This is a genomic window from Phycicoccus jejuensis (assembly GCF_000720925.1).
Lineage (GTDB): Bacteria > Actinomycetota > Actinomycetes > Actinomycetales > Dermatophilaceae > Phycicoccus > Phycicoccus jejuensis.
Window position 1 is genome coordinate 463,918 of record NZ_JOEE01000001.1, and the last position, 22,506, is coordinate 486,423.

Sequence of the window (22,506 nt, forward strand, 5' to 3'; positions counted from 1 at the left end):
GGGGTCCGGTGCGGCAGAGCGACGAAGAGGTGTGGTGCGTGGGCGAGCTCGACGAGGTGCTGCGGCTGTCCTGGCCCGACGGGCCGGCGACCGTGGGCGCGGGTGAGGCGGTGGGGGTCGGCGAGCTCGGCGCCGGATGGGTCGTCGGTGCGGCGGTCAACGGCGGCGTGCTCATGGCGCTCGGGGCGCGCGCGCTCGTCGAGGGGCCGGCGGGGGAGGGGCACCCCGACGTCCTCGCGTGGAGCACGTTCTTCCTCTCGGCGGCCCAGCCCGGCCCGGTCGAGGTGCGCGCCGAGGTGCTGCGCGTCGGCCGCTCCGTGTCGACCGGGGCAGTGCGCCTGCTGCAGGACGCCGGTGAGGGGCCGGTCGAGCGGGCCAGGGTCACCGCCACGCTCGGCGACCTCTCGGTCACCGCCGAGCCGGGGCACCGCTGGCCCGCCGCGCCCGCGATGCCGGCGCCCGAGGCGTGCGTGCCGGCGCGGCGCGAGCCCGGGGGGCCCGGCGAGGGCATCACGCTGCTCGACCGGCTCGACGTGCGCGTCGACCCCGCGACGGCAGGGTTCGCCGTGGGCCGCCCGACCGGGCGCGGCGAGCTGCGCGCCTGGGTGCGGATGGCCGACGGCCGCGAGCCCGACGTCGCGATGCTGCCCTTCGTCGTCGACTGCCTCATGCCCGTCGCCTTCGACCTCGGGGTCGCGGGCTGGGCCCCGACGTACGAGATGAGCGGGCAGGTGCTCGGCCGGCCCGCGCCGGGGTGGCTGCAGGTCGCCCTGCGCGCCGACGCCGTCGCCGGCTCGGTGTACGTCGAGGACGCCGACGTGTGGGACTCCACCGGACGGCTCGTCGCGCGGGCCCGGCAGCTGGCGGGCATCCGGGTCCCGGCCGGGGGCCTCGTCGCCCCCGCTGGCTAGGCTGCGCGCGTGCCTGCTGCCCCGCCGTCCGGCCCGTCGCCCGCCGTCGAGGCCGTGGCCCGGCTCGCCGAGCTGCCGGGGCTGCCCGAGCAGGTCGAGGCCGCCCGCGAGGCGTGCACCCGGCTGCGCTGGCACAACGCGCTGCGCCGCCGCACCGCGGAGGCCGCGGCCGAGTCGCGGGTGCGCGGCGCCGTCGCGAGCGCCGGGCTCGAGGGCGCGACGGTCCCGCTCGACGCCGTCCGCGACATCGTCCGCGGCGCCGCGACCTGGACGCCGCAGCCCGACCCCGTCGAGCGTGTGGCACGCGGGGTGGTGGCGGCCACCGCGGAGACCGAGCACGTCGAGGCCCTCGTCCTGCGCGCCCCGGCCCAGGCGCTCGCCCGCCTGCACACGGTGGCCGCGGCCGGTCTCGTCCCCGACGACGCGCTGGGTCGCCCGCGACTGCCGGGCGAGGACTGCGGCGAGCTGACCGACCTCGGCCCGGCGCCGGCGGCCGTCGAGGTCGCCGGGCGGCTGCGGGGGGTCGCCGAGGTGCTGCTCGCCCTCCCGCGCCTGCCCGTCGTCGTCGCCGCGGCCGTCGTGCACGCCGAGCTCGCGACGGTCCGCCCGTTCGTGCGGGGCAACGCGGTCGTCGCCCGCGCCCTCGACCGGGCCGTCGTCCACGCCGGCGGCCTGGACCCGACCGGGGTCGCGGTGACCGAGGCCGGGCACGCCGCCGGCGGCGGCGCGGCCTACCTCGGCGCGCTCGCCGCGTACGGACGCGGGGACGCCGCGGGCGTCGGCCTCTGGGTCTCGCACTGCTGCACCGCGGTCCGCGCCGCCGCCGACGAGGGCGTGCTCGTCGCCGACGCCGTGCTCGCCGGCCGCCTCGGCTGAGCCGCGCCCCTCTCCGTCCCGACCGGTTGTCGGCGGCGGTGCGCAGGAGTACAACTGGTGGTGAGGGCCCCGGCCCTCACGCCAGACCTACCGCGGACGACGGGTACCCACGCGCGGGCAGTCCACTGATGGACCGGTCGCCGTCGGGCTCGTCCCACGGCCACGGCACGACAGCACGCCTGGTCGCCCGGAGACCGCGGCAGGACGACGCCCTCGTCCCCCGACGAGGGCGTCGTCGTGCGCCCGGCCCGGCCCGTCGTCGTCCCTCGGCGCCCCTCCCACCTGCACATGTCGGGGTGACCCCGAGATGTCCACGAGACCCCGGCTCCGAGCCGGGGTCTCGCGGACGAACCGGGGTGCCGCAGGCCACGCGAACTCGTGCTCGGCCCACGCACGGCGTCGATCACGCGAAGGCGGGGACAAACTGTCGGCAATCGTGGAAGAATCCGGAGAAAACCTACGGATCCCGTATACCTGTGGACATTCTCAGATAGTTTTCCGTGGTCGATGTGCCGGGCTTGCGCGCGAGGCCACCCATGGGTCACGATGTACTCACTCGCTCCCCTTCGGGGTTGAGCGACCGGCGAACCGGCTTCTCCCCCCCGGAGCTCGGCTCGCCGACGGCCCCGGTTGTCCCCCCGACCGGGGCCGTCCCATGTCCGGACCCGCTCTCACCCATCGATGCCCCGGGCCGCGGGGACCCCGCCCCCGACCGGGGCCGTCCCATGTCCGGACCCGCTCGCACCCATCGATGCCCCGGCCGCGGGGACCCCGCCCCCGACCGGGGCCGTCCCATGTCCGGACCCGCTCGCACCCATCGATGTCCCGGGTCGCGGAGACCCTTTCGTCCACAGGTGGGCGACCCGGCCGTCGTCGTCCACAGATGAGCCCGACCCCCTGGTGGGGTGCGGAACCGACGGGCCAGCCTGCCGTCATGGACGCATCCACACCGCTCCTCCTCGTCGTCGGCGCCTCGGGCGGCCTCGGCGCGAGCAGCACCGCCCTCGCGGCCGGGCGCCGGCTCGCCGGGGCGCACGGCGGCGCGACCGTCGTCGACCTCGACGTCACCGGTGGCGGCCTCGACGTCACCGCGGGCGTCGAGCACCTGCCCGGTCACCGGTGGCCGGCGCTCGCCCGCCTGCGGGGGGCGGCTCCCGCGCGGCCGCTCCTCGACGCGCTGCCGGCCGAGGCGGGGGTGCGGGTCCTCGCAGCGGCCGGGGCGGCGACCCGCGACCTCGCGCCCGAGGCCGTCGCCGACACCCTGACCTGCCTCGTCGAGGCGGGGGAGCCGGTCGTCGTCGACGTCCCCGGCGCCTCGCCCCACCTGACCGCCCTGCTGCCCCGGGCGGCGCTCGTCGTCGTCCTCACCGGGCTGCAGACGCGTCGCCTGGCCGACGCGGACGCCGTCGTCGGCCACCTCGCCGAGGTCGCCGAGAGCTGTGTCGAGCCGCCGGGGCTCCGGCTCGTGACCCGGGGGACCCGGCCGGACGCGGCGGTCCTCGACGACCTGCGCCACCACCTCGGGGTCCCTCACCTCCACCACCTCTCGGACGACCCTCAGGCGGAGCGCGAGGCCGAGCGGGGTCTGTGGCCGGGAAGCACCCGAGGGGCCCTGCGCCGGTGTGCCGAGGCCGTGGCCGCGGCCCTCGCGGAGGCGTCGTGAGGCCCGGCGCTCGCCGGGGCCCGGCGCCGCCCGGCCGGTTCGCCGGCCCCGTCGAGCGGTCCATCGCCGCGGGGGAGGGGCCGACCCCGGCCCGCATCGCCGCGGTCGCCCGGGCCTCGGTGCCGCTGCTCGGGCACGAGGGTGGTGCCCGCGCCGGTCGCGAGCTCGAGGTCGCTCTCGTCGGCCTGGGGCCCCTCGCCCCGCTCCTCGAGGACCACGCGGTCACCGACGTCCTCGTCAACGGCGACGGCTCCGTGTGGGTCGACCGCGGTGACGGCGTCCACGCCGCGGACGTCCGCGTCCCGCGGGCCGGGGTCCGGCCGTTGGCGACCCGGCTCGCCGGGCTGGCCGGCCGCCGGCTCGACGACGCCCAGCCGTGGGTCGACGGCCTCCTGCCCGGGGGCGTGCGTCTCCACGCCGTCCTGCCGCCGCTCGTCGAGGACGGCGCGCACCTCAGCCTGCGCATCCCCCGGCGGCGGCTCGCCGGGGTGCCCTCGATCGTCGAGCACGGGATGGCCGACGCCGCGACCGCAGCGGTGCTCGGCGGGCTCGTCGCGGCCCGGCGCAGCCTGCTCGTCACCGGGGGGACGGGCGCCGGCAAGACGACGGTCCTCGGTGCGCTGCTCGCGCAGTGCCCGCCCCACGAGCGGCTCGTCGTCGTCGAGGACGTCCGCGAGCTCGACCCGCTCCACCCGCACGTCGTCCGGCTGCAGGGCCGTGCGCCCAACGTCGAGGGCGCCGGCGAGGTCTCGCTGTCGGTGCTCGTCCGGCAGGCGCTGCGGATGCGTCCGGACCGCCTCGTGGTGGGGGAGGTGCGCGGCGGCGAGGTCCGCGACCTCCTCGCGGCGCTCAACACGGGGCACGAGGGCGGGGCCGGGACGCTGCACGCCAACGGCCCGCAGGAGGTCCCGGCCCGCCTCGAGGCGCTCGCCTCCCTCGTCGGGATGCCCCGGGCGGCGGTGCACGCCCAGCTGCGCGGGGCCCTGCACGCCGTGGTCCACGTCGTGCGCGACGGGGCCGGCCGACGGGTCGGCTCGGTCGGTGTCCTGCGCCCCGGCCCCGACGGGTTCGTGCACGTCGACGTGGCGCTGGAGAACGGGCCGGCGGGCGCCCGGGCCGGCCCGGCGTGGCCACACCTCTCGGTGCTCCTGCCACCCGGCACCACACCGCTGCCGCGGGGGGCGACGTGAGCCTCGTCGCCGCGCTCCTCGTCGTGGTTGCGACCCTGCTGGCGTGGCCCGGGCCCGCTCCCGGTACGTCCCGCGCCGGGACCGGCCGGGGCATCACCGGGCGGGCCGGGACGTCCTCCCGGCGGTGGGTGCCCGGGCTCGGGCGGCGCGGGGAGGAGTCCTGGGTGGCCGAGGCGGCGGAGGTGGCCGCGGTCGCGCTGCGCGCCGGCGTGCCCCTGGCCGCGGCCGCCCTCGTGGCGGCCCGCTCTCCCGGGGTCGTGGCGGCCGCGCCGTGGCTGCGGACGCGCCTGGAGGCGGCGCTCGCGCGCGGTGACGGCGTGGCCGGTGTCCTCACGGCGCCGTCCGTCGATGGTCCGCCGCGGGCGAGCGAGGACCTGCGGCTGCTCGCCCGGGCCTGGAGCCTGTCCGAGGAGACCGGAGCGGCCGCCGCGCACACGACCGCTGCGGCGGCCGCGTCGCTGCGCGCGCGCTCGGCGGCGCGCGACCTCCGGGACGCGACGCTCGCCGGGCCCCGGGCCTCGATGCGCGTCCTCACCGCGCTGCCGCTGGTCGGGCCGGCCGTGGGCCTCGCCCTGGGCCTGTCGCCGGCCGTCCTCTACGCGACGCCCGCGGCCCGGCTCTCCGCCGGCGTCGGCGCCCTCCTGACGCTGTCGGGCTGGGCGTGGGCGCGTCGTCTGGTCGGGGCGGCCGGGCGTCCGGGCCGCACCGACGGGAGCGCGTGATGCTGCTCGCGGCCCTCGCGTCCGCGCTCGCCCTGCTGCTCGTGGGGCGCCGCCGGGGCGCGCCGTGGCCCAGGCGGCCACGCGGCCGACGGACAGACGGGTCGGCCCCGGCGACGGTCGAGGAGGCGGCGACGGCCCTGCTCCTCCTCGCGGCCGTCGTCCGGGGCGGTGGCGGGGTGGTCGAGGCCCTCGAGACCGTCGCGGCCGTCGACGACGGGCCGGCGGGCAGCGCCCTCGGCGTCGTCGCGGCCGCGCAGCGCTGGGGCGAGCCCACGGACCGCGCGTGGGCCCGCGTCGGTCCGGGGTGGGCGCCCGCCGCGGCGGCGTGGCACGCCGCCGCGTCCGCCGGGGCGCCGCCCGCGGACCTCCTCGAGGACGCCGCGGACCGGATGCGCGTCGCCGAGTCCCGCCGCGTGGAGGCCGCGGGCGCCCGCGCCGGTGTCCTGCTCGTGCTGCCGCTCGGGCTGTGCTTCCTGCCGGGGTTCGTCGCGACGACGGTCGTGCCCGTCGTCCTGACGCTGCTCTCCCGCTGGGGCTGACGCCCGGACGCCGACGGGTGCCGGGTCGTGCGCTGCCCGGTGGTCGCCGCGGGTCCGTCAGAGCCGCTCCGTCGTCCACAGGGGTGCCGGCGCGACGCCGTCGTCCACAGATCGGCCGGCGCCCCTCGACCCCGCCGACCGTGGCGGGCGACGGTGGGCGAGGAGGGCGCGAGCGGTCGCGCCCCGGACGCAGGGAGGTCTGCCATGGGAGCACGGGTGGTTCGGTTCGTCAGGAGGGTGGTCCGTCGGGTGCCGCGCGGCGAGGCCGGGATGACGACGGCCGAGTACGCCGTCGGCACCGTCGCCGCGGTGGCGTTCGCGGCGCTGCTGCTGGTGGTCGTCAGGTCCGGCCCGGTCAAGGGTGCGCTGACGAGCATCATCGTGTCGGCGCTCGGGACGTGACCGGTCGTCGGTGCGAGCGCGGGGCGGTCACGGCCGAGCTGGCCGTGGCCGTCCCGGCGCTCCTCCTCGTGCTGGCCCTGGCCCTGTCCGCGGTGCGGCTCGGGGTCGACCGGCTGCGCTGCGCGGACGCCGCGCAGGTCGGAGCGCGGCTGCTCGCGCGGGGCGAGGACGAGGCGCTCGCGCGCGCGGCGGCGCAGCGGGTCGCGCCACGCGACGCCGTCATCGGGGTGTCCGTGGCGGGCGGCCGGGTCGAGGTGGCGGTCCGGTCGGCGGCGCCACCCCTGCTGGGCACGCTCGGGCCGGCACCGTCCGTCGAGGCGGTCGTCGTCGCCCGGCGTGAGGACGCCGGTCAGGACCTCCCGTGAGCGCCACCGTGCTCGTGGTCGGAGCGGCGGGGGCCGTCGTGGCCGTGGCGACCGGGGGCCTGGTCCTCGCCGGGGTGGCCACCGACGTCCACCGCGCCCGCGCCGCCGCCGACCTCGGGGCGCTGGCGGCGGCCGGTCCGCTCGTGGGTGGAGGCCCGCCCGACTGCTCCGCGGCCGGCGACGTGGCGACCCGCAACAGGGCGCGGCTCGTCGCCTGTGGCGCAGGGGAGGACGGGTCGGTCCTCGTGCGGGTGTCGGTCACGCTCGACGCCGTGGGCTGGCCGGGCCTGCCCACGGCGGTCGACGCGACGGCCCGCGCCGGCCCCGAGGCCGGGGGCGGCGGCGCGAGGTGACGTGCTGGGCGGAGGGGTGGTGGTCAGTCGCGGCGGACGTCGGTGGGCGTGCCGTCGGTGCGGGACTCGGCGACCTCGGCCCGGCGGCGGGCGGTCTCGGTCGCGACGTGCTGCTCGGCGACGCGCTCGTCGGCCTGGCGGCGCAGCTCGGCGGCCTCCTCCTCGTGGCGGCGACGCTCCTCGGCGAGCTGGCGCTCGCGGGCGTCGACCTCCTCCTTGAGGCGCTTCTGCTCGGCGGCGCGCTCCTCCTGGGCGGTGCGGTCGGCCTCGCGAGCCTGGACCCGGCGGCGGTGGCCGCGCTTGAGGCCGCTGCGCAGGACGACCCAGCCCAGCCAGAAGAGGGAGATGACGACCATGCCGCTGACGAGGAAGACGATCGGCGGCAGCTCCACCTGGCCGCCGAGCACGTTCATCACCACCGGGTCGTCGAGGCGGACGGCGCCGAGGACGAGGAGAGCCCCCACGCCGAGGGCGAGGACGACGAGGACGACACCGAGGAGGACCATGTCCCGGAGGCTACCGCCCTGACCAGCGGCGAAGCGCCCTGCGTGGCACCCGTCGTCGGGCGTCGAGGGTCGGTGGCCGGCGGAGCCAACTGCGCCCTTCGCAGTGGTCGGAGCCGGTCGGCCGGACGGCGTTCAGCCCGCGGCCGCGAGGGCCAGCTCGAGGACGACCACGGCCCCGGCCTTGTCCAGCGGCTCGTTGCCGTTGCCGCACTTCGGCGACTGCACGCACGCGGGGCAGCCGCTGCGGCACGGGCAGCCGAGCACGGCGTCCCGGGTCGCGCGCACCCAGGCCTCGAACGCGACGAAGGCGCGCTCCGCGAACCCGGCGCCGCCGGGGTAGCCGTCGTAGACCATGACGGTCGGCAGGCCGGTGTCCGGGTGCAGCGCGGTCGAGACGCCGCCGACGTCCCAGCGGTCGGAGGTCGCGACGAGCGGCAGCATCCCGATCGCCGCGTGCTCGGCGGCGTGCAGGGCGCCGGGGACGGCCTCCTCGGCCACCCCGGCCGCCACGAGCACGTCGGGGTCGACCGTCCACCACACCGCCTTCGTCGTCAGCGAGCGCTCGGGCAGGTCGAGGGCGTGCCGGCCGATGACCTCGCCGCTCGGCAGCCGCCGCGTGAAGGCGGTGACCTGCCCCGTGACGCGCACGGACCCGTACGCGGCCCGGACCCGGGCCCGCTGCGCCACGCGGTCGGTCGAGAGCACGTCGAAGCGGCTCACCGACTCCGCGAAGGTCGACCAGCCCGGGTCCCCCCGGACGACGTGCGCCGCCCGGCCCTCGAGGTCGAGCTCGGTGACGACCCACGCCTCGCCCTGGTGGACGTGCACCGCCCCGGTGTGCACCTGCGCGTGGGCCGAGGCCTCGTCGACGGTGCCGACGACCCGGCCGGTGCGCGTCTCGACGACGGCGACGACGTCGCTCGCCCCGCGCAGCGAGATGTGCTCGGCGGGCCGGTCCTCCCGGGCCCAGAACCACCCGGTCGGGCGACGCCGCAGGATGCCGCCCGCGACGAGGACGTCGAGCAGACGCCGGCTGCCGGGGCCGAAGAGCTCGAGGTCGGCCTCGCCGAGCGGCAGCTCGGCGGCGGCCGCCGCGAGGTGCGGGGCGAGGACGTGCGGGTTCTCGGGGTCGACGACCGTGGCCTCGACGGGCGCCTCGAAGATCGCCTCGGGATGCGTCACGAGGTAGCTGTCGAGCGGGTCGTCGGCGGCGACGAGCACGGCGAGCGAGTCGCCGCCGGAGCGGCCGGCGCGACCCGCCTGCTGCCACAGGCTCGCCCGCCGTCCCGGCCATCCGGCCACGAGCACGGCGTCGAGGCCGCTGACGTCGATGCCGAGCTCGAGCGCGTTCGTCGCCGCGAGCCCCCGCACCGCGCCGGACCGCAGCCCGCGCTCGAGCTCGCGGCGGTCCTGCGGCAGGTAGCCGCCCCGGTAGGCCGCCACGGCCGCGCCGGACCCCGGGTCGAGGGCCTCGAGCCGGCGCCGCGCGCCGGTGGCCAGCGACTCCGCCCCGGCCCGGCTGCGGGCGAAGGCCACCGTCTGCACCCCGTGCCCGACGAGGTCGGCGAGCAGCTCGGCCGCCTCCGTCGTCGCCGAGCGCCGCGTGCCGTCGGCGTCTGTGACCGGCTCCCAGAGGGCGAAGGTCATCGCCCCGCGCGGGGAGCCGTCGGTCGTCACGGCCTGCACCGGCAGCCCGGTCAGGCGCGAGGCGTGGGCCGCCGGGTCGGTGACGGTGGCGGAGGCGAGGACGACCGTCGGGGACGCGCCGTACCGGCCGGCGACCCGACGCAGCCGCCGCAGCACCGCGGCGACGTGGGCGCCGAACACTCCGCGGTACACGTGGCACTCGTCGACGACGACGTACCGGAGGTCCCTGAGGAAGCGCGACCACCGGGCGTGCCCCGGCAGCAGCGAGTGGTGGAGCAGGTCGGGGTTGGTGAGGACGACGTTCGCGTGCTCGCGGATCCAGCGGCGCTCGTCGGGTGGGGTGTCGCCGTCGTAGGTCGCCGCCCGCACGCCCGGCACCGCGAACGCCTCGATGCGGGCGAGCTGGTCGGCGGCGAGGGCCTTCGTCGGTGCGAGGTAGAGCGCCGTCGGTCCGCGCACGCCGCCGCGGGTCGACGCCTCGAGCACCGAGGACAGCACCGGCACGAGGTAACCCAGGCTCTTGCCGGACGCGGTGCCGGTGGCGAGGACGACGTGCTGCCCGGCCCGGGCGAGGTCGATGGCCTCGCGCTGGTGGCTCCACGGGCGCTCCAGCCCACCGGCCAGCAGGGCCGAGAGCACGGCCGGCTCGAGGTCGTCCGGCCACTGCGCGAGGCGGGCCGGGCGGGCCGGGATCTCCTCGACGTGGACCAGCCGACCGGGCGGCCCGTCACCGGCGAGCCGGGAGAGGTGCTGCGCGGGGCTGGACACGCCGGTTACGGTAATCCTTGGTCCCGACGCCCCCAGAGCCCGGTGACCAGCACCGACCGCTGCCTGAGCCACCCGAGGAGTACGACGCGTGGAGCTTTCCGTCACGACGTCCCACCACGACGACGTCAGCGTCGTCACGGTCGAGGGCGAGGTCGACGTCTACACGGCGGCCCAGCTCCGCCAGACGCTCGACCAGGAGATCGCCGACGGGCACACCCGCCTCGTCGTCGACCTCGACGCCGTCTCGTTCCTCGACTCCACCGGTCTCGGTGTGCTCGTCGGCCGGCTCAAGACGGTCCGCAACAGCAGCGGCTGGCTGCGCATCGTCTGCACGAGCGACCGCATCCTGCGGGTCTTCCGGATCACCGGCCTGGACAAGGTCTTCGGCATCCACGGCACGCTCGACGACGCCCTCGGCGCCTGACCGGCGACGACGTCCCCGCCGCGGGTCTCCGCGGTCGGTGCCGCACGCCCCTGACCAGCGGCGTCGCCGACGAGTGTGAAACGCGTCACTCCGTCCTGTGCGGGCGGGCCGCCGGAGGGGACCGGTAGGGTCCGTGCCGTCCGCCCTTGTCGAGGCGCTGTTCGCGCTCGGGGGCGGTCCACGCCGTCAAGGAGGATGGAATGGCACCCCTCGCACTCGCGACCGCCGAGTCAGGAGGCCTGGACCTCACGGGCACGAACCTGACGCTGGTGGTCACGGTCGCGGTCATCGCGCTCGTGTCCCTCGTCATGGGCGTCGTGTTCCGTCGACAGGTCCTCGCCGCCGACCCGGGCACGGAGAAGATGCAGGAGATCGGCGCCGCCGTGGAGGAGGGGGCCCAGGCGTACCTGAGCCGCCAGTTCCGCACCCTCGGCATCTTCGTCGTCCTCGTCTTCGGTCTGCTGTTCCTCCTGCCCGCCGACACCTTCGGGGTCCGGCTCGGCCGGTCGGCGTTCTTCGTCGTCGGCGCGCTGTTCTCCGCGGCCATCGGCTACCTGGGCATGAGCCTCGCGGTGAAGGCGAACGTGCGCGTCGCCTCCGCGGCCCGCCAGCCGGGCGGTCGTGACCTCGGCATGAAGATCGCCTTCCGCACCGGCGGCGTCGTCGGCATGGCGACCGTCGGCCTGGGCCTGCTCGGTGCCTCGGTCGTCGTCCTGCTCTACAAGGGCGACGCCCCGAAGGTCCTCGAGGGCTTCGGCTTCGGCGCGGCCCTGCTCGCGATGTTCATGCGCGTCGGTGGCGGCATCTTCACCAAGGCCGCCGACGTCGGCGCCGACCTCGTCGGCAAGGTCGAGGCCGGCATCCCCGAGGACGACCCGCGCAACGCGGCGACCATCGCCGACAACGTCGGTGACAACGTCGGCGACTGCGCCGGCATGGCCGCCGACCTCTTCGAGTCCTACGCGGTGACCCTCGTCGCGGCGCTGATCCTCGGCTCGGTCGCGTTCGGCGCCTACGGTCTCGTCTTCCCGCTCATCGTCCCGGCGATCGGCGCCATCACCGCGCTGCTCGGCGTCTACATCACCAAGGCCCGCCCCGGCGAGAACCCGCTGAGTGCCATCAACCGCGGCTTCTACATCGCGGCCGCCGTCTCGGTCGTGCTCTCCGCGGTCGCGGCCTACACCTACCTCCCGAGCACCTACGCCGAGCTCGGGAGCGCCAACGCCGGCATCCAGCAGCTCGCGGGCGACCCCCGCCAGGCGGCGGTCCTCGCGGTCGTCATCGGCATCGCGCTCGCCGGCGTCATCCTCTGGCTGACCGGCCACTTCACCGGGACCGACAAGCGCCCGACGAAGGACGTCGCGCGGACCTCGCTCACCGGGGCGGCCACGGTCGTCCTCTCGGGCATCGGCGTCGGCCTCGAGTCGGCCGTCTACACCGCGGCGATCATCGGTGGTGCCGTCTACCTCGCCTTCCTCCTCGGTGGCGGCTCGACGGCCCTCGCGCTCTTCCTCATCGCCCTCGCCGGCTGCGGCCTGCTGACCACGGTCGGCGTCATCGTCGCGATGGACACCTTCGGCCCGGTCTCGGACAACGCCCAGGGCATCGCCGAGATGTCCGGCGACGTCGACGGCGAGGGCGCCCAGATCCTCACCGAGCTCGACGCCGTCGGCAACACGACGAAGGCGATCACCAAGGGCATCGCGATCGCGACCGCGGTCCTCGCGGCGACCGCGCTCTTCGGCTCCTACACCGACGCCTGGCAGACCGCGGTCCGCTCGCTCGACGCGAGCGGGCTCAGCCAGGAGCAGCTGCAGTCGGCCCAGGAGTTCGTCACGGAGGCGGAGGGTGTCATCACGACGCCGTCCACGCTCGTGGGGCTCATCCTCGGCGCGGCGGTCGTGTTCCTCTTCTCCGGCCTCGCGATCAACGCGGTGACCCGTGCCGCCGGCGCCATCGTCTTCGAGGTGCGCCGCCAGTTCCGTGAGATCCCCGGGATCATGGAGGGCACGGCCAAGCCCGAGTACGGCAAGGTCGTCGACATCTGCACGAAGGACTCGCTGCGCGAGCTCGCCACGCCGGGTCTCCTCGCCGCGCTCATGCCGGTCGCCGTCGGCTTCGGCCTGGGGGTCGGCGCGCTCGCCGGCTTCCTCGCGGGCGCCATCGGGTCCGGTGCGCTCATGGCCGTCTTCCTCGCCAACTCCGGCGGGGCGTGGGACAACGCGAAGAAGATCGTCGAGGACGGTGCGCACGGCGGCAAGGGCAGCGAGGCCCACGCCGCGACCGTCATCGGCGACACCGTCGGCGACCCCTTCAAGGACACCGCCGGACCGGCCATCAACCCGCTCATCAAGGTGATGAACCTCGTCTCGGTGCTCATCGCGCCGGCCATCATCACCCTGTCGATCGGCGTGGACGCCTCGGCCCCGATCCGCTACGGCATCGCGGCGATCGCGTTCGTCGTCGTCGTCGCGGCGGTCGCGGTCTCCAAGAGCCGCGACCTCGCCATCGGCGGGGACGAGGACCCCGAGGCGGCCCCGGCGGAGGAGACCCGCCCCGCGCAGGTCTGACCCCGGCCCACCCTCGACGAGGGGCCGGTCCCACCCGGGGCCGGCCCCTCGTCGCGTCCCGGCGGACCCCCTAGGCTCGTCCCGATGACCGCGAACCCGCCCCTCGCCGACGCCGACCTCGTCGGGCGCCTGCGCGACGACCTCACCGCGACCGGCTTCACCGTCGGCGGCGTGACCGCCCTCCTCGGCCCGATGGCGGCCGCGGCGCTCGACCGCGAACAGGCGCTGCCCGCCCGCCGCGCGACGGCCGACTCCGAGGACCCGCGCGCCGTCCTCGTGCGCCTCTTCACGCTCGGCGACCCCGTCGACGCCGCCGAGGTGGCCACGGCCCTGCCGACCCTCGGCGTGGAGGGCGCGGTCGCCCTCGGGCTCGTGGCGCCGGAGGGGGACGCCCTCGTGGCGCTCTGCGACCTGCGTCCCTACGCCGCCGACGGGCGCGACCGCTGGGTGGCCTCCGACCTCGGCGAGCTCGCGCTCGGCCGGCCCCTCGAGCCCGACCACGTCCTCGGCATCGGCGGCGCCTCCGCGACCCTCGCGGCGTGGACGCCTCGGCCGCACGTCGAGCGTGCGCTCGACCTCGGCACGGGGTGCGGGGTGCAGGCCCTTCACCTCGAGGACCACGCGGACGAGGTGGTCGTCACCGACCTGTCCGAGCGGGCCCTCGGCTACGCCCGGTTCAACGCGCTCCTCGACGGCGCCGAGTGGGACGTGCGCGCCGGCTCGATGCTGGCCCCGGTCGACGGCGAGCGCTTCGGCCTCGTCGTGAGCAACCCGCCGTTCGTCATCACGCCGCGCTCGGGCGCGGTCCCGCTCTTCGAGTACCGCGACGGCGGGGCCTCCGGCGACGACGTCGTCCGCGACCTCGTCCGCTCCGTGGGCGAGCACCTGGAGCCGGGCGGCATCGCCCAGCTGCTCGGCAACTGGGAGGTGCCGCGGGGCGCCCACTGGCGCACCCGGGTCGAGGAGTGGCTCGAGGGGACGGGCCTGGACGCGTGGGTCGTCCAGCGCGAGGTGCAGGACCCGGCCGAGTACGCCGAGACGTGGTCGCGCGACGGTGGGCACCACCCCGGCACGGCCGACTTCAACGCGATGTACGCGGCGTGGCTCGACGACTTCGCGGCCCGCGACGTCGAGTCCATCGGCTTCGGGGTCATCACGCTGCAGCGGCCGCGGACCGACCGCGCGCCCTTCCGCGACCTCGTCGAGGTCGGCTGGCCGGTCGCCACGCCGATGGGCCCGACGGTCCTCGCCGGCCTCGACGCCCGGACCTGGCTCGCCGAGCACGACGACGACGCGCTCCTCGACGTCGCCTGGCGGTGCGCCGCCGACGTCGACGTCGAGACCCACCGCACGCCGGGGGAGGAGGACGCGCTGCTCGTCCTCCTGCGGCAGGGCGGCGGGCTGCGTCGCCAGCTGACCCTGTCGACGGTGACCGCCGCGCTGGTCTCGGTGTGCGACGGCGAGCTCACCGCGCGGCAGGCCGCCGCGGCCATCGGCGGCCTGCTCGGGGCCGACGACGAGGCCGTGCGGGCCGAGGTGACCCGCTTCCTCCGGGACGCGGTCAAGGACGGGCTGCTCGTCGAGACCCGCTGACCTGCGGGTCCTGCGAGTGTGACGCAGGCCACAGCGGCACGCCGGGCCGGGGTGGGCCGCGCCTGTCCACCTCCGGACAGGATGAACCCGCTGCGGTCGGAACCCCCCTGCACGGGAACGTGTTCCCGCCCGACGCGCGGCTCCTCGGCCCCGCCCTCCACCCCTGCCCGGAGGGCGGGGTCCGCCGTGTCCGGGAAAACTGCTTGTGAGTGAGTGCTCACTCACTTACGATGGCTGCTCGTGACCCCTCGCGCCCCCGCCATGAGCCCCGAGGAGCGCCGCTCGGCGATCGTCGAGGTGACGATCCCGCTCCTGCGCGAGCACGGCCCGGCGCTGACGACGAAGCAGGTCGCCGAGGCCGCCGGCATCGCCGAGGGCACCGTCTTCCGGGCCTTCGGCACCAAGGAGGAGCTCGTCGGGGCCTGTGCCGCAGCCGTCTTCGACACCACCGCGGCGGTGGCGCGCCTGCGGGGCATCGACCCCGGGCTCACCCTCGACGAGCGCCTGGCCGCCGGGGTCGCCGTGATGCACGCGCACCTCGAGCGGGCCATCGGGCTGATGGCCACCCTCCACTCGGCTGCGGTGCCGCCGCAGCGCCCGCCGGACGGGCCGCCGAAGCGCCGCTCGATGAGCGACCCGGCCGTCGACGCCGCGTTCGTCGACCTCATCGGCCCGGACGCCGGCTCCCTGCGGTTCGACCCCTCGACCGTCGTCAACATCCTCGCCCACCTGACGCTCTCGAGCGCCCACCCGATGTTCCCCGTCCGGTCGATGACGCCGGCCGAGATCGTCTCCGTCGTCCTCGACGGCACCCGCCACCACACCGACCGAGAGGCCCGCTGATGCTCGTCCGCCTCGTCCGCACGCACCTGCGCCCCTACGCCGGTCCGCTCGTGCTGCTGCTCCTCCTCCAGCTGGCCGGCACGCTGGCCTCCCTCTACCTGCCGAGCCTCAACGGGCGCATCATCGACGAGGGAGTGGCGGTGGGGGACACCGGGTTCATCCTCAACGCGGGGATGCTCATGCTCGGTGTCTCGCTGCTCCAGGTCGTCGCGACGATCGCCGCGACCCGGATCGCCGCCCTCACCGCGGCGTCGATGGGCCGCGACGTGCGGGCGGCGGTGTTCAGCCGGGTCGGGTCGTTCTCCGCGCGCGAGGTCTCGCGGTTCGGTGCGCCGACCCTCATCAGCCGCTCGACGAACGACGTCACGCAGGTGCAGCAGGTCGTCTACATGGGGCTGGCCATCATGGTCTCGGCGCCGATCATGATGGTCGGCGGCGTCGTCATGGCGCTGCGCGAGGACATCGGGCTCTCGTGGCTCGTCGCCGTCGCGGTCCCGCTGCTCGGGGCCTCGGTCGGCCTCGTCATCAGCCGGATGATCCCCCACTTCCGCGCGATGCAGAAGGCCGTCGACACGGTCAACCGGATCCTGCGCGAGCAGATCACCGGCATCCGCGTCGTGCGCGCCTTCGTCCGCGAGGACGTCGAGCGGCAGCGCTTCGCCGACGCCAACGACACCTACACGGGCACCGCGCTCGCGGTCGGCCGGCTCATGGCCCTGGCCTTCCCCATCGTCATGGTCGTCTTCAACGCCTCGACCGTCGCCGTGCTGTGGTTCGGGGCGATGCGGATCGACTCCGGCGCCATGCAGATCGGCGCGCTGACCGCCTTCATGTCCTACCTGATCCAGATCCTCATGTCGGTGATGATGGCGACCTTCATGTCGATGATGATCCCGCGGGCCACCGTCTCGGCCGGGCGCATCGTCGAGGTGCTCGACACCCGCTCCTCCGTCCACCCACCGGAGCAGCCGGTCGCCCTCCCGGACGGCCCGGTCGCCGTCGAGCTGCGCGCCGCGACCTTCGCCTACCCCGGCGCCGACGCGCCGGTCCTGCGCGAGGTGTCGTTCACCGCGCGGCCGGGCACGACGACGGCCGTCGTCGGCTCGACGGGCTCGGGCAAGACGACGCTCGTGGGCCTCGTCCCGCGCCTGCACGACGTCTCCGAGGGGGCGGTGCTCGTCGGCGGGGTCGACGTGCGCGACACCGCGCCCGAGGACCTGTGGTCGCGGGTCGGGCTCGTGCCGCAGCGGCCCTACCTGTTCAGCGGGACGGTCGCGAGCAACCTGCGCCACGGGGACCCGGACGCGACGGACGAGGAGCTGTGGGAGGCCCTGCGCATCGCGCAGGCCGAGGACTTCGTACGGGCGATGCCGCAGGGCCTCGAGACGCCCATCGCGCAGGGCGGCACCAACGTCAGCGGCGGCCAGCGCCAGCGGCTGGCCATCGCCCGGGCCCTGGTCCGGCGCCCGGCCGTCTACCTCTTCGACGACGCGTTCTCGGCCCTCGACGTCGCCACCGACGCGCGGCTGCGTGCGGCCCTGCGGCCGGTCACCCGCGACGCGACCGTCGTGGTCGTGGCGCAGCGCGTCTCGAGCATCCGCCACGCCGACCAGGTCGTCGTCCTCGAGGACGGCGCGGTGGTCGGGGTCGGCACCCACGACGAGCTCGTCGCGTCATGCCCCACGTACGTCGAGATCGTCGAGAGCCAGCAGGCGATGGAGGAGGTCGCATGAGCGAGCTGAAGAACGAGGAGGAGAAGGCGGCCGAGGCCCGGCGCGGTCCCGCGGGGGCCCGCCGCGGCGGCCCGCCGCACGCCCAGCTCGGCATGCCGACCGAGAAGTCGCAGAACTTCGGGCCGTCGGCCAAGCGCGTCCTCGGCCTGCTGCGACCGGAGCGCCCGGTCGTCGTCGGGGCGCTCGTCCTGGCCCTCGGCTCGGTCGTGCTCAACGCGGTCGGCCCGAAGATCCTCGGCCGGGCCACCGACCTGATCTTCGCCGGCGTCTTCAGCCGGCAGATCCCGGCCGGGGTCACGCAGGAGCAGGCGGTCGAGGCCCTGCGGCAGCGCGGGCAGGGCACCGTCGCCGACGTGCTCGCCGCCATGGACGACGTCGTGCCCGGGCAGGGCATCGACTTCGGCGCGGTCGGGCGCGTGCTGATGCTCGTCCTCGGCATCTACGTCCTCGCCGCGGTGCTCCAGCTGGTCCAGGGCCGGCTGCTCGTCAGCGCGGTCAACCGCACCGTCTACCGGCTGCGCGAGGCGGTCGAGGACAAGCTCAACCGGCTCCCGCTGCCGTACTTCGACGCCCAGCCGCGCGGCGAGCTGCTCAGCCGCGTCACCAACGACATCGACAACGTCGCGCAGAGCCTCCAGCAGACCCTCAGCCAGCTCGTCACCTCGCTCCTCACCGTCGTCGCGATGATCGCGATGATGGTCTACATCTCGCCGCTGCTCGCGGTCATCGCCCTCGTGACGATCCCGGTGACGATGGTCGTCACGGCGGCCATCGGCAAGCGGTCGCAGGGGCACTTCGTCCAGCAGTGGAAGAGCACCGGCGAGGTCAACGCCGTCGTCGAGGAGACCTTCACCGGGCACGAGCTCGTCAAGGTCTTCGGCCGGCAGGCCGAGGCCGACCGCGAGTTCGCCGTGTCCAACGACGCGCTGCACCACGCGAGCTTCCGCGCGCAGTTCATCAGCGGCGTCATCATGCCGACGCTCATGTTCATCGGGAACCTCAACTACGTCGCCATCGCCGTCGTCGGCGGCCTGCGAGTCGCGAGCGGCACGATGAGCCTCGGTGACGTGCAGGCGTTCATCCAGTACTCGCGCCAGTTCACGCAGCCGCTGACCCAGGTGGCGTCGATGGCGAACCTCATGCAGAGCGGGGTCGCCTCCGCCGAGCGGGTGTTCGAGGTCCTCGACGCCCCCGAGCAGGAGCCCGACTCCGGGACGCCCGTCCGCATCGACGACCCTCGCGGCCGCGTGGCCTTCGAGGACGTGTCGTTCTCGTACTCGCCGGACGAGCCGCTCATCGAGCACCTCGACCTCCTCGTGGAGCCCGGGCAGACCGTCGCCATCGTCGGCCCGACCGGCGCCGGCAAGACGACGCTGGTCAATCTCGTGATGCGCTTCTACGAGCTCGACGGCGGTCGGATCACCCTCGACGGGAGGGACATCCGCGAGCTGACCCGTCACGACCTGCGCTCGCGCACCGGCATGGTCCTGCAGGACACCTGGCTGTTCGCGGGCACGATCCGCGACAACATCGCCTACGGGCGACCCGGCGCCACCGAGGACGAGATCCTCGAGGCCGCGCGCGCCACGTACGTCGACCGCTTCGTGCACTCGCTGCCGGACGGCTACGAGACCGTGCTCAACGCCGAGGCCGACAACATCAGCGCCGGTGAGCGACAGCTCATCACGATCGCCCGCGCGTTCCTCGCCGACCCGTCGCTGCTCATCCTCGACGAGGCCACGAGCTCGGTCGACACCCGCACCGAGCTGCTCGTCCAGCACGCGATGGCCGCGCTGCGCAGCGACCGCACGAGCTTCGTCATCGCGCACCGGCTCTCGACGATCCGGGACGCCGACCTCATCCTCGTCATGGAGGCCGGACGCATCGTCGAGCGCGGCTCGCACGCCGAGCTGCTCGCCGCCGGCGGCGCGTTCGCCCGGCTGCACGCCGCCCAGTTCGAGGGCGCCGTCGGCGACCTCGAGGAGGCGTCGGTCAGCCCGTGAGGACCGGCGAGATCCGGGCGAGCTCGTCGGCCAGCAGCCGGCGGGTGGCCGTGGACCACGTCGCGCTCATGTGGCTGTTGTCGCTGTAGACGACCGTCGTGCCGACGACGACCGGGCAGGTGCTGCGCGTGCAGAACCACGCGGTGGGGTCGACGGTGCTCGCGCCGGCCTGCCGGGCCGCGCGCAGCGTGGCCGCGCGGCGCGTCGGGTCGCTGAGGGCCTCGTCCCGGGGCACGGCGCACGCGCGGGCGTCGTCGAGGTGGGCGGCGAGGCACTCGGGCACGTCGCGGCGGGGGTAGGGCGTGTCGGCGAGGACCGTCACCCCGATGCCCTGTGCGCGCAGGCCGCCGACCGTCTTCTCCACGCCGTCGGCCCAGCGCCCGGTGAACCCGGGGTCGGGCTTCTCGGAGCCGGTGAAGGCGCTGAGGAGCACCTGATCCGGCTTCTCCGCCGCGATCCGCGCGAGCACCTCACCGCGCCAGGCGTAGCACTCGCGGTAGTCGCGCTTGAGCAGGGTGTTGACGAGCCGGACGTCGTAGAGCGGGCAGCCGGACTTGGTCATCGACACGACGCGCCAGCCCCGCTGCACGGCGACGGCCTCGAGCGCGGGCAGCCACTGGTAGGCGTGGCTGTCGCCGGCGAGGACGACGGTGGTGTCGGCGGTCGGGTCGCCGAAGACGCAGGTGCCGGCGGGGTCGCGGGCGATGCTCGTGTCGAGCAGGTCGACCATGCACGAGATGCCGTCGCCGGTCGTCGGGGAGGGGGTGTCCTGCGGGACGTCGGCGAGCGCGGGGGAGAGGTTGGCGGGGAGGGCACGCGTCGTCGTCGCGTCCCCGACCGCCGTCACGACCTGCGCGGGGTCGACGGGGACCTCGCGCAGGTGCCGGTGACGACCGTCCTCGTCCTCGCGGTGCTCGTGCCCCTGTCGACAGCTCCCGCCCAGACCTTCTTCGCGTGGCTCAACGCGACGCCCGCCCTGCGCCGCCGGCCGCTGTGGTTCGTGGGCTACCTCCTCGCGGGGATGTTCTTCTACACCGAGTTCCGCAACGCGGTCGCCCGGGTCGCGCACGTCCGCGAGCTGACCGGCGCCCACGACTGGATCGTCACCCCACGCTCGGGGCGGGCCCTCGCGGCACCGGCGGCCCGGCGCGCGGCGTGACCCGGGGCCCCACCCGCTGACCCCGCGAAACCGCCGGTCACCCGGCCCCCGCACGCCCCCGCGCAGGCGTTAGCGCGGCGGGCGGCGTCGGGCCCGGCGTCACCCTCGACGAGGAGCTGGTGGTGGTCGTGGTCGCTGCAGGAGCACAGGCGTTGGTCCAGGGGGTGCCGGCGGCGCTGCCCGCTGCGGACACCCTCATCGACGCGAGCCCGGTGGACTACCTCATCCTCGTCGTCTACTTCGTCTTCGTCCTCGGCATCGGCCTCATCGCGCGGCGGTCGGTGTCGGACTCGGTCGACTTCTTCCTCTCCGGGCGCTCCCTGCCGGCCTGGGTGACCGGCCTGGCGTTCATCTCCGCCAACCTCGGCGCCGTCGAGATCATGGGCATGAGCGCCAACGGCGCCCAGTTCGGCATCTCGACCGTCCACTACTTCTGGGTCGGCGCCATCCCGGCGATGCTCTTCCTCGGCATCGTGATGATGCCCTTCTACTACGGCTCCAAGGTCCGCTCGGTGCCGGAGTTCATGCTCCGCCGGTTCGACAAGCGCGCACACCTGGTCAACGCGATCTCCTTCGCCGTGGCCCAGCTGCTCATCGCGGGCGTCAACCTCTACCTGCTCGGCTCCATCGTCCACGCCCTCCTCGGCTGGCCGCTGTGGATCGCCCTGGCCGTCGCCGCGGCCATCGTCCTCTCGTACATCACCCTCGGCGGTCTCTCGGCGGCGATCTACAACGAGGTGCTCCAGTTCTTCGTCATCGTCGCGAGCCTCCTCCCGCTCGTGCTCATCGGCCTGCACCGGGTCGGCGGCTACGGGGGGCTCAAGGACAAGATCACCGAGATGGCGGCCAACGCACCGGCCGAGGCCGCGGTGCCCCCCGCCGACCAGCAGCTCAGCTCCTGGCCCGGTCAGGCGCTCACCGGGTTCGACAGCCCGGTGCTGTCGGTCATCGGGATCGTCTTCGGCCTCGGCTTCGTCCTCTCCTTCGGCTACTGGACGACCAACTTCGTCGAGGTCCAGCGCGCGATGGCCTCGGACTCCATCGCGGCGGCCCGCAAGACGCCGGTCATCGGGGCCTTCCCGAAGATGTTCGTCCCGTTCCTCACGATCTTCCCGGGCATGATCGCCGCGGTCCTGGTCCCCGAGATCGTCGAGCTGAAGAACGGGGGCAGCCCGCCCGGCGGGGCCTCGGGCCAGGGGGTCGCCTACAACGACTCGCTGCTCTACCTCATGCGTGACGTGCTGCCCAACGGCCTGCTCGGGCTGGCCCTCACCGGCCTGCTCGCGGCGTTCATGGCCGGCATGGCGGCCAACATCTCGGCGTTCAACACGGTCTTCAGCTACGACCTGTGGGAGAACTACATCCGCAAGGACCGGTCCGACGACTACTACCTGAGGATCGGGCGCCTGGCCACGATCGGTGCGACCGTCGTCGCCATCTTCACGGCGCTCATCGCGAGCTCGTTCAGCAACATCATGAACTACCTCCAGACCCTCTTCGGCTTCTTCAACGCGCCGCTGTTCGCGACCTTCATCCTCGGGATGTTCTGGAAGCGGATGACGCCGGCCGCCGGGTGGAGCGGGCTGGTCTCGGGAACGCTCTCCGCCGTGGTCGTCGCGTTCCTCAGCGAGGACGCGTTCGGGTCGGCCTCGCTCGGGGTGCTCCCCCTCTCCGGCCAGGGCGCGGCGTTCGTGGCCGCCTCCACGGCCTTCGTCGTCGACATCGCGGTGTCGGTGGCGGTCACCATGGTGACGCAGCCGAAACCGGCCGAGCAGCTCGTCGGGCTCGTGTACTCCGAGACCCCGGTGGAGACCCGCACCGACCCGAACGAGGCGTCCTACCCGTGGTACCGCCGCACCGTGCCGCTCGCCGGCGTGGCGCTCGGCATGGTCATCGTCCTCAACATCCTCTTCTGAGCGGGAGTCGTCATGGCAGAGAAGCACACGGCCGGAGCCTTCGACATCCGCAACGTCATCGGTGGCCTCCTCGCGATCTACGGCGTGATCCTCACGGCCATGGGGATCTTCGCCGACCCCGAGACCGACAAGACGGGCGGGCCGAACGCCAACCTCTGGGCGGGTCTCGCCCTGCTCGTCGTCGGGCTCGGGTTCGTCGCCTGGTCCCGGCTGCGGCCGGTGGTGGTCCCGGAGGACGTGGAGCCCGTCACCGACGACCCCACCCGTCCGGCGCCCAAGAAGCGCCCGCGCGCCGGGCACTGAGCCGTGGGTGGCGCGACGAG

21 protein-coding genes are annotated in these 22,506 nt (G+C 75.2%); 18 read left to right on the forward strand and 3 right to left on the reverse strand.

The genetic code is table 11. The features are described from left to right. Positions 1-38: 38 nt before the first annotated feature. The 9 genes from IG69_RS0102200 to IG69_RS19855 all read left to right on the forward strand — a co-directional run bounded on the left by IG69_RS0102200 (position 39) and on the right by IG69_RS19855 (position 7,021). Positions 39-911 (forward strand): thioesterase family protein, encoded by an 873-nt coding sequence (locus IG69_RS0102200; protein ID WP_030526550.1) that lies wholly within the window; start codon positions 39-41, stop codon positions 909-911. Positions 912-920: 9 nt separating this feature from the next. After that, positions 921-1,787, forward strand: a complete 867-nt coding sequence (locus IG69_RS0102205; protein WP_030526551.1) for a Fic family protein — start codon at positions 921-923, stop codon at positions 1,785-1,787. 934 nt (positions 1,788-2,721) lie between these two features. Then, entirely contained in the window at positions 2,722-3,450 is a 729-nt protein-coding gene (locus IG69_RS22635; protein ID WP_051750054.1) for a CpaE-like family protein, read from the forward strand. Beyond that, positions 3,447-4,640: a TadA family conjugal transfer-associated ATPase gene (locus IG69_RS22640; RefSeq protein WP_051750056.1), complete on the forward strand. Its 1,194-nt coding sequence runs from the start codon at positions 3,447-3,449 to the stop codon at positions 4,638-4,640. Before IG69_RS22635 ends, IG69_RS22640 begins: the two co-directional genes overlap by 4 nt. Further along, positions 4,637-5,362: a hypothetical protein gene (locus tag IG69_RS0102220; protein ID WP_030526554.1), complete on the forward strand. Its 726-nt coding sequence runs from the start codon at positions 4,637-4,639 to the stop codon at positions 5,360-5,362. Before IG69_RS22640 ends, IG69_RS0102220 begins: the two co-directional genes overlap by 4 nt. Continuing rightward, positions 5,362-5,901, forward strand: a complete 540-nt coding sequence (locus IG69_RS20790) for a type II secretion system F family protein (protein WP_245616067.1) — start codon at positions 5,362-5,364, stop codon at positions 5,899-5,901. The genes IG69_RS0102220 and IG69_RS20790 overlap by 1 nt, the downstream gene beginning before the upstream one ends. A gap of 249 nt (positions 5,902-6,150) precedes the next feature. Beyond that, on the forward strand, positions 6,151-6,303 hold the full coding sequence (locus tag IG69_RS0102230) for a DUF4244 domain-containing protein (protein WP_342666147.1): 153 nt from the start codon (positions 6,151-6,153) through the stop codon (positions 6,301-6,303). Continuing rightward, positions 6,300-6,668 (forward strand): TadE family type IV pilus minor pilin, encoded by a 369-nt coding sequence (locus IG69_RS19850; RefSeq protein ID WP_036828673.1) that lies wholly within the window; start codon positions 6,300-6,302, stop codon positions 6,666-6,668. The genes IG69_RS0102230 and IG69_RS19850 overlap by 4 nt, the downstream gene beginning before the upstream one ends. Then, entirely contained in the window at positions 6,665-7,021 is a 357-nt protein-coding gene (locus IG69_RS19855; RefSeq protein WP_051750059.1) for an Rv3654c family TadE-like protein, read from the forward strand. The genes IG69_RS19850 and IG69_RS19855 overlap by 4 nt, the downstream gene beginning before the upstream one ends. A 23-nt stretch (positions 7,022-7,044) precedes the next feature. On the opposite strand, the gene IG69_RS0102245 is transcribed toward IG69_RS19855, so the two are convergent. Continuing rightward, entirely contained in the window at positions 7,045-7,527 is a 483-nt protein-coding gene (locus IG69_RS0102245) for a hypothetical protein (RefSeq protein ID WP_051750060.1), read from the reverse strand. Between the two features lie 132 nt (positions 7,528-7,659). Continuing rightward, positions 7,660-9,942 (reverse strand): DEAD/DEAH box helicase, encoded by a 2,283-nt coding sequence (locus IG69_RS0102250; RefSeq protein ID WP_030526559.1) that lies wholly within the window; start codon positions 9,940-9,942, stop codon positions 7,660-7,662. Between the two features lie 88 nt (positions 9,943-10,030). Here IG69_RS0102250 and IG69_RS0102255 point away from each other — a divergent pair, with 88 nt between their 5' ends. The 6 genes from IG69_RS0102255 (at position 10,031) to IG69_RS0102280 (ending at position 19,108) form a co-directional block, all read left to right on the forward strand. Then, positions 10,031-10,366 (forward strand): STAS domain-containing protein, encoded by a 336-nt coding sequence (locus IG69_RS0102255; protein WP_030526560.1) that lies wholly within the window; start codon positions 10,031-10,033, stop codon positions 10,364-10,366. 200 nt (positions 10,367-10,566) lie between these two features. Next, positions 10,567-12,936, forward strand: coding sequence for a sodium-translocating pyrophosphatase (locus IG69_RS0102260; protein ID WP_036828677.1), 2,370 nt, complete (start codon positions 10,567-10,569; stop codon positions 12,934-12,936). Positions 12,937-13,020: 84 nt separating this feature from the next. Further along, a complete protein-coding gene (locus IG69_RS0102265) occupies positions 13,021-14,529 on the forward strand; it encodes a DUF7059 domain-containing protein (protein ID WP_030526562.1) in 1,509 nt (502 codons plus the stop codon). A gap of 240 nt (positions 14,530-14,769) precedes the next feature. Beyond that, a complete protein-coding gene (locus IG69_RS19860; protein WP_157577279.1) occupies positions 14,770-15,372 on the forward strand; it encodes a TetR/AcrR family transcriptional regulator in 603 nt (200 codons plus the stop codon). Beyond that, a complete protein-coding gene (locus IG69_RS0102275) occupies positions 15,372-17,105 on the forward strand; it encodes an ABC transporter ATP-binding protein (protein WP_030526564.1) in 1,734 nt (577 codons plus the stop codon). The genes IG69_RS19860 and IG69_RS0102275 overlap by 1 nt, the downstream gene beginning before the upstream one ends. After that, complete coding sequence (locus tag IG69_RS0102280; protein WP_030526565.1) at positions 17,102-19,108, forward strand: ABC transporter ATP-binding protein; 2,007 nt, start codon at positions 17,102-17,104, stop codon at positions 19,106-19,108. The genes IG69_RS0102275 and IG69_RS0102280 overlap by 4 nt, the downstream gene beginning before the upstream one ends. Here the strand turns inward: IG69_RS0102280 and IG69_RS0102285 are convergent. After that, positions 19,098-19,955, reverse strand: a complete 858-nt coding sequence (locus IG69_RS0102285; protein WP_030526566.1) for an SGNH hydrolase domain-containing protein — start codon at positions 19,953-19,955, stop codon at positions 19,098-19,100. The two genes, IG69_RS0102280 and IG69_RS0102285, sit on opposite strands and share 11 nt — an antisense overlap. 39 nt (positions 19,956-19,994) lie before the next feature. On the opposite strand from IG69_RS0102285, the gene IG69_RS0102290 reads away from it, so the two are divergent. The 3 genes from IG69_RS0102290 to IG69_RS0102300 all read left to right on the forward strand — a co-directional run bounded on the left by IG69_RS0102290 (position 19,995) and on the right by IG69_RS0102300 (position 22,486). Then, complete coding sequence (locus IG69_RS0102290; RefSeq protein ID WP_157577281.1) at positions 19,995-20,267, forward strand: hypothetical protein; 273 nt, start codon at positions 19,995-19,997, stop codon at positions 20,265-20,267. 128 nt (positions 20,268-20,395) lie between these two features. Then, entirely contained in the window at positions 20,396-22,183 is a 1,788-nt protein-coding gene (locus tag IG69_RS0102295; RefSeq protein WP_425414792.1) for a sodium:solute symporter family protein, read from the forward strand. A gap of 12 nt (positions 22,184-22,195) precedes the next feature. After that, a complete protein-coding gene (locus tag IG69_RS0102300; protein WP_051750061.1) occupies positions 22,196-22,486 on the forward strand; it encodes a hypothetical protein in 291 nt (96 codons plus the stop codon). Positions 22,487-22,506: the final 20 nt, after the last annotated feature.

Coding starts and splice junctions, on each gene's coding strand:
- IG69_RS0102300 (WP_051750061.1), top strand. CDS start 22,196: ATGGCAGAGAAGCACACGGCCGGAGCCTTCGACATCCGCAACGTCATC.
- IG69_RS0102260 (WP_036828677.1), top strand. CDS start 10,567: ATGGCACCCCTCGCACTCGCGACCGCCGAGTCAGGAGGCCTGGACCTC.
- IG69_RS20790 (WP_245616067.1), top strand. CDS start 5,362: ATGCTGCTCGCGGCCCTCGCGTCCGCGCTCGCCCTGCTGCTCGTGGGG.
- IG69_RS0102275 (WP_030526564.1), top strand. CDS start 15,372: ATGCTCGTCCGCCTCGTCCGCACGCACCTGCGCCCCTACGCCGGTCCG.
- IG69_RS0102280 (WP_030526565.1), top strand. CDS start 17,102: ATGAGCGAGCTGAAGAACGAGGAGGAGAAGGCGGCCGAGGCCCGGCGC.
- IG69_RS0102265 (WP_030526562.1), top strand. CDS start 13,021: ATGACCGCGAACCCGCCCCTCGCCGACGCCGACCTCGTCGGGCGCCTG.
- IG69_RS22635 (WP_051750054.1), top strand. CDS start 2,722: ATGGACGCATCCACACCGCTCCTCCTCGTCGTCGGCGCCTCGGGCGGC.
- IG69_RS0102245 (WP_051750060.1), bottom strand. CDS start 7,527: ATGGTCCTCCTCGGTGTCGTCCTCGTCGTCCTCGCCCTCGGCGTGGGG.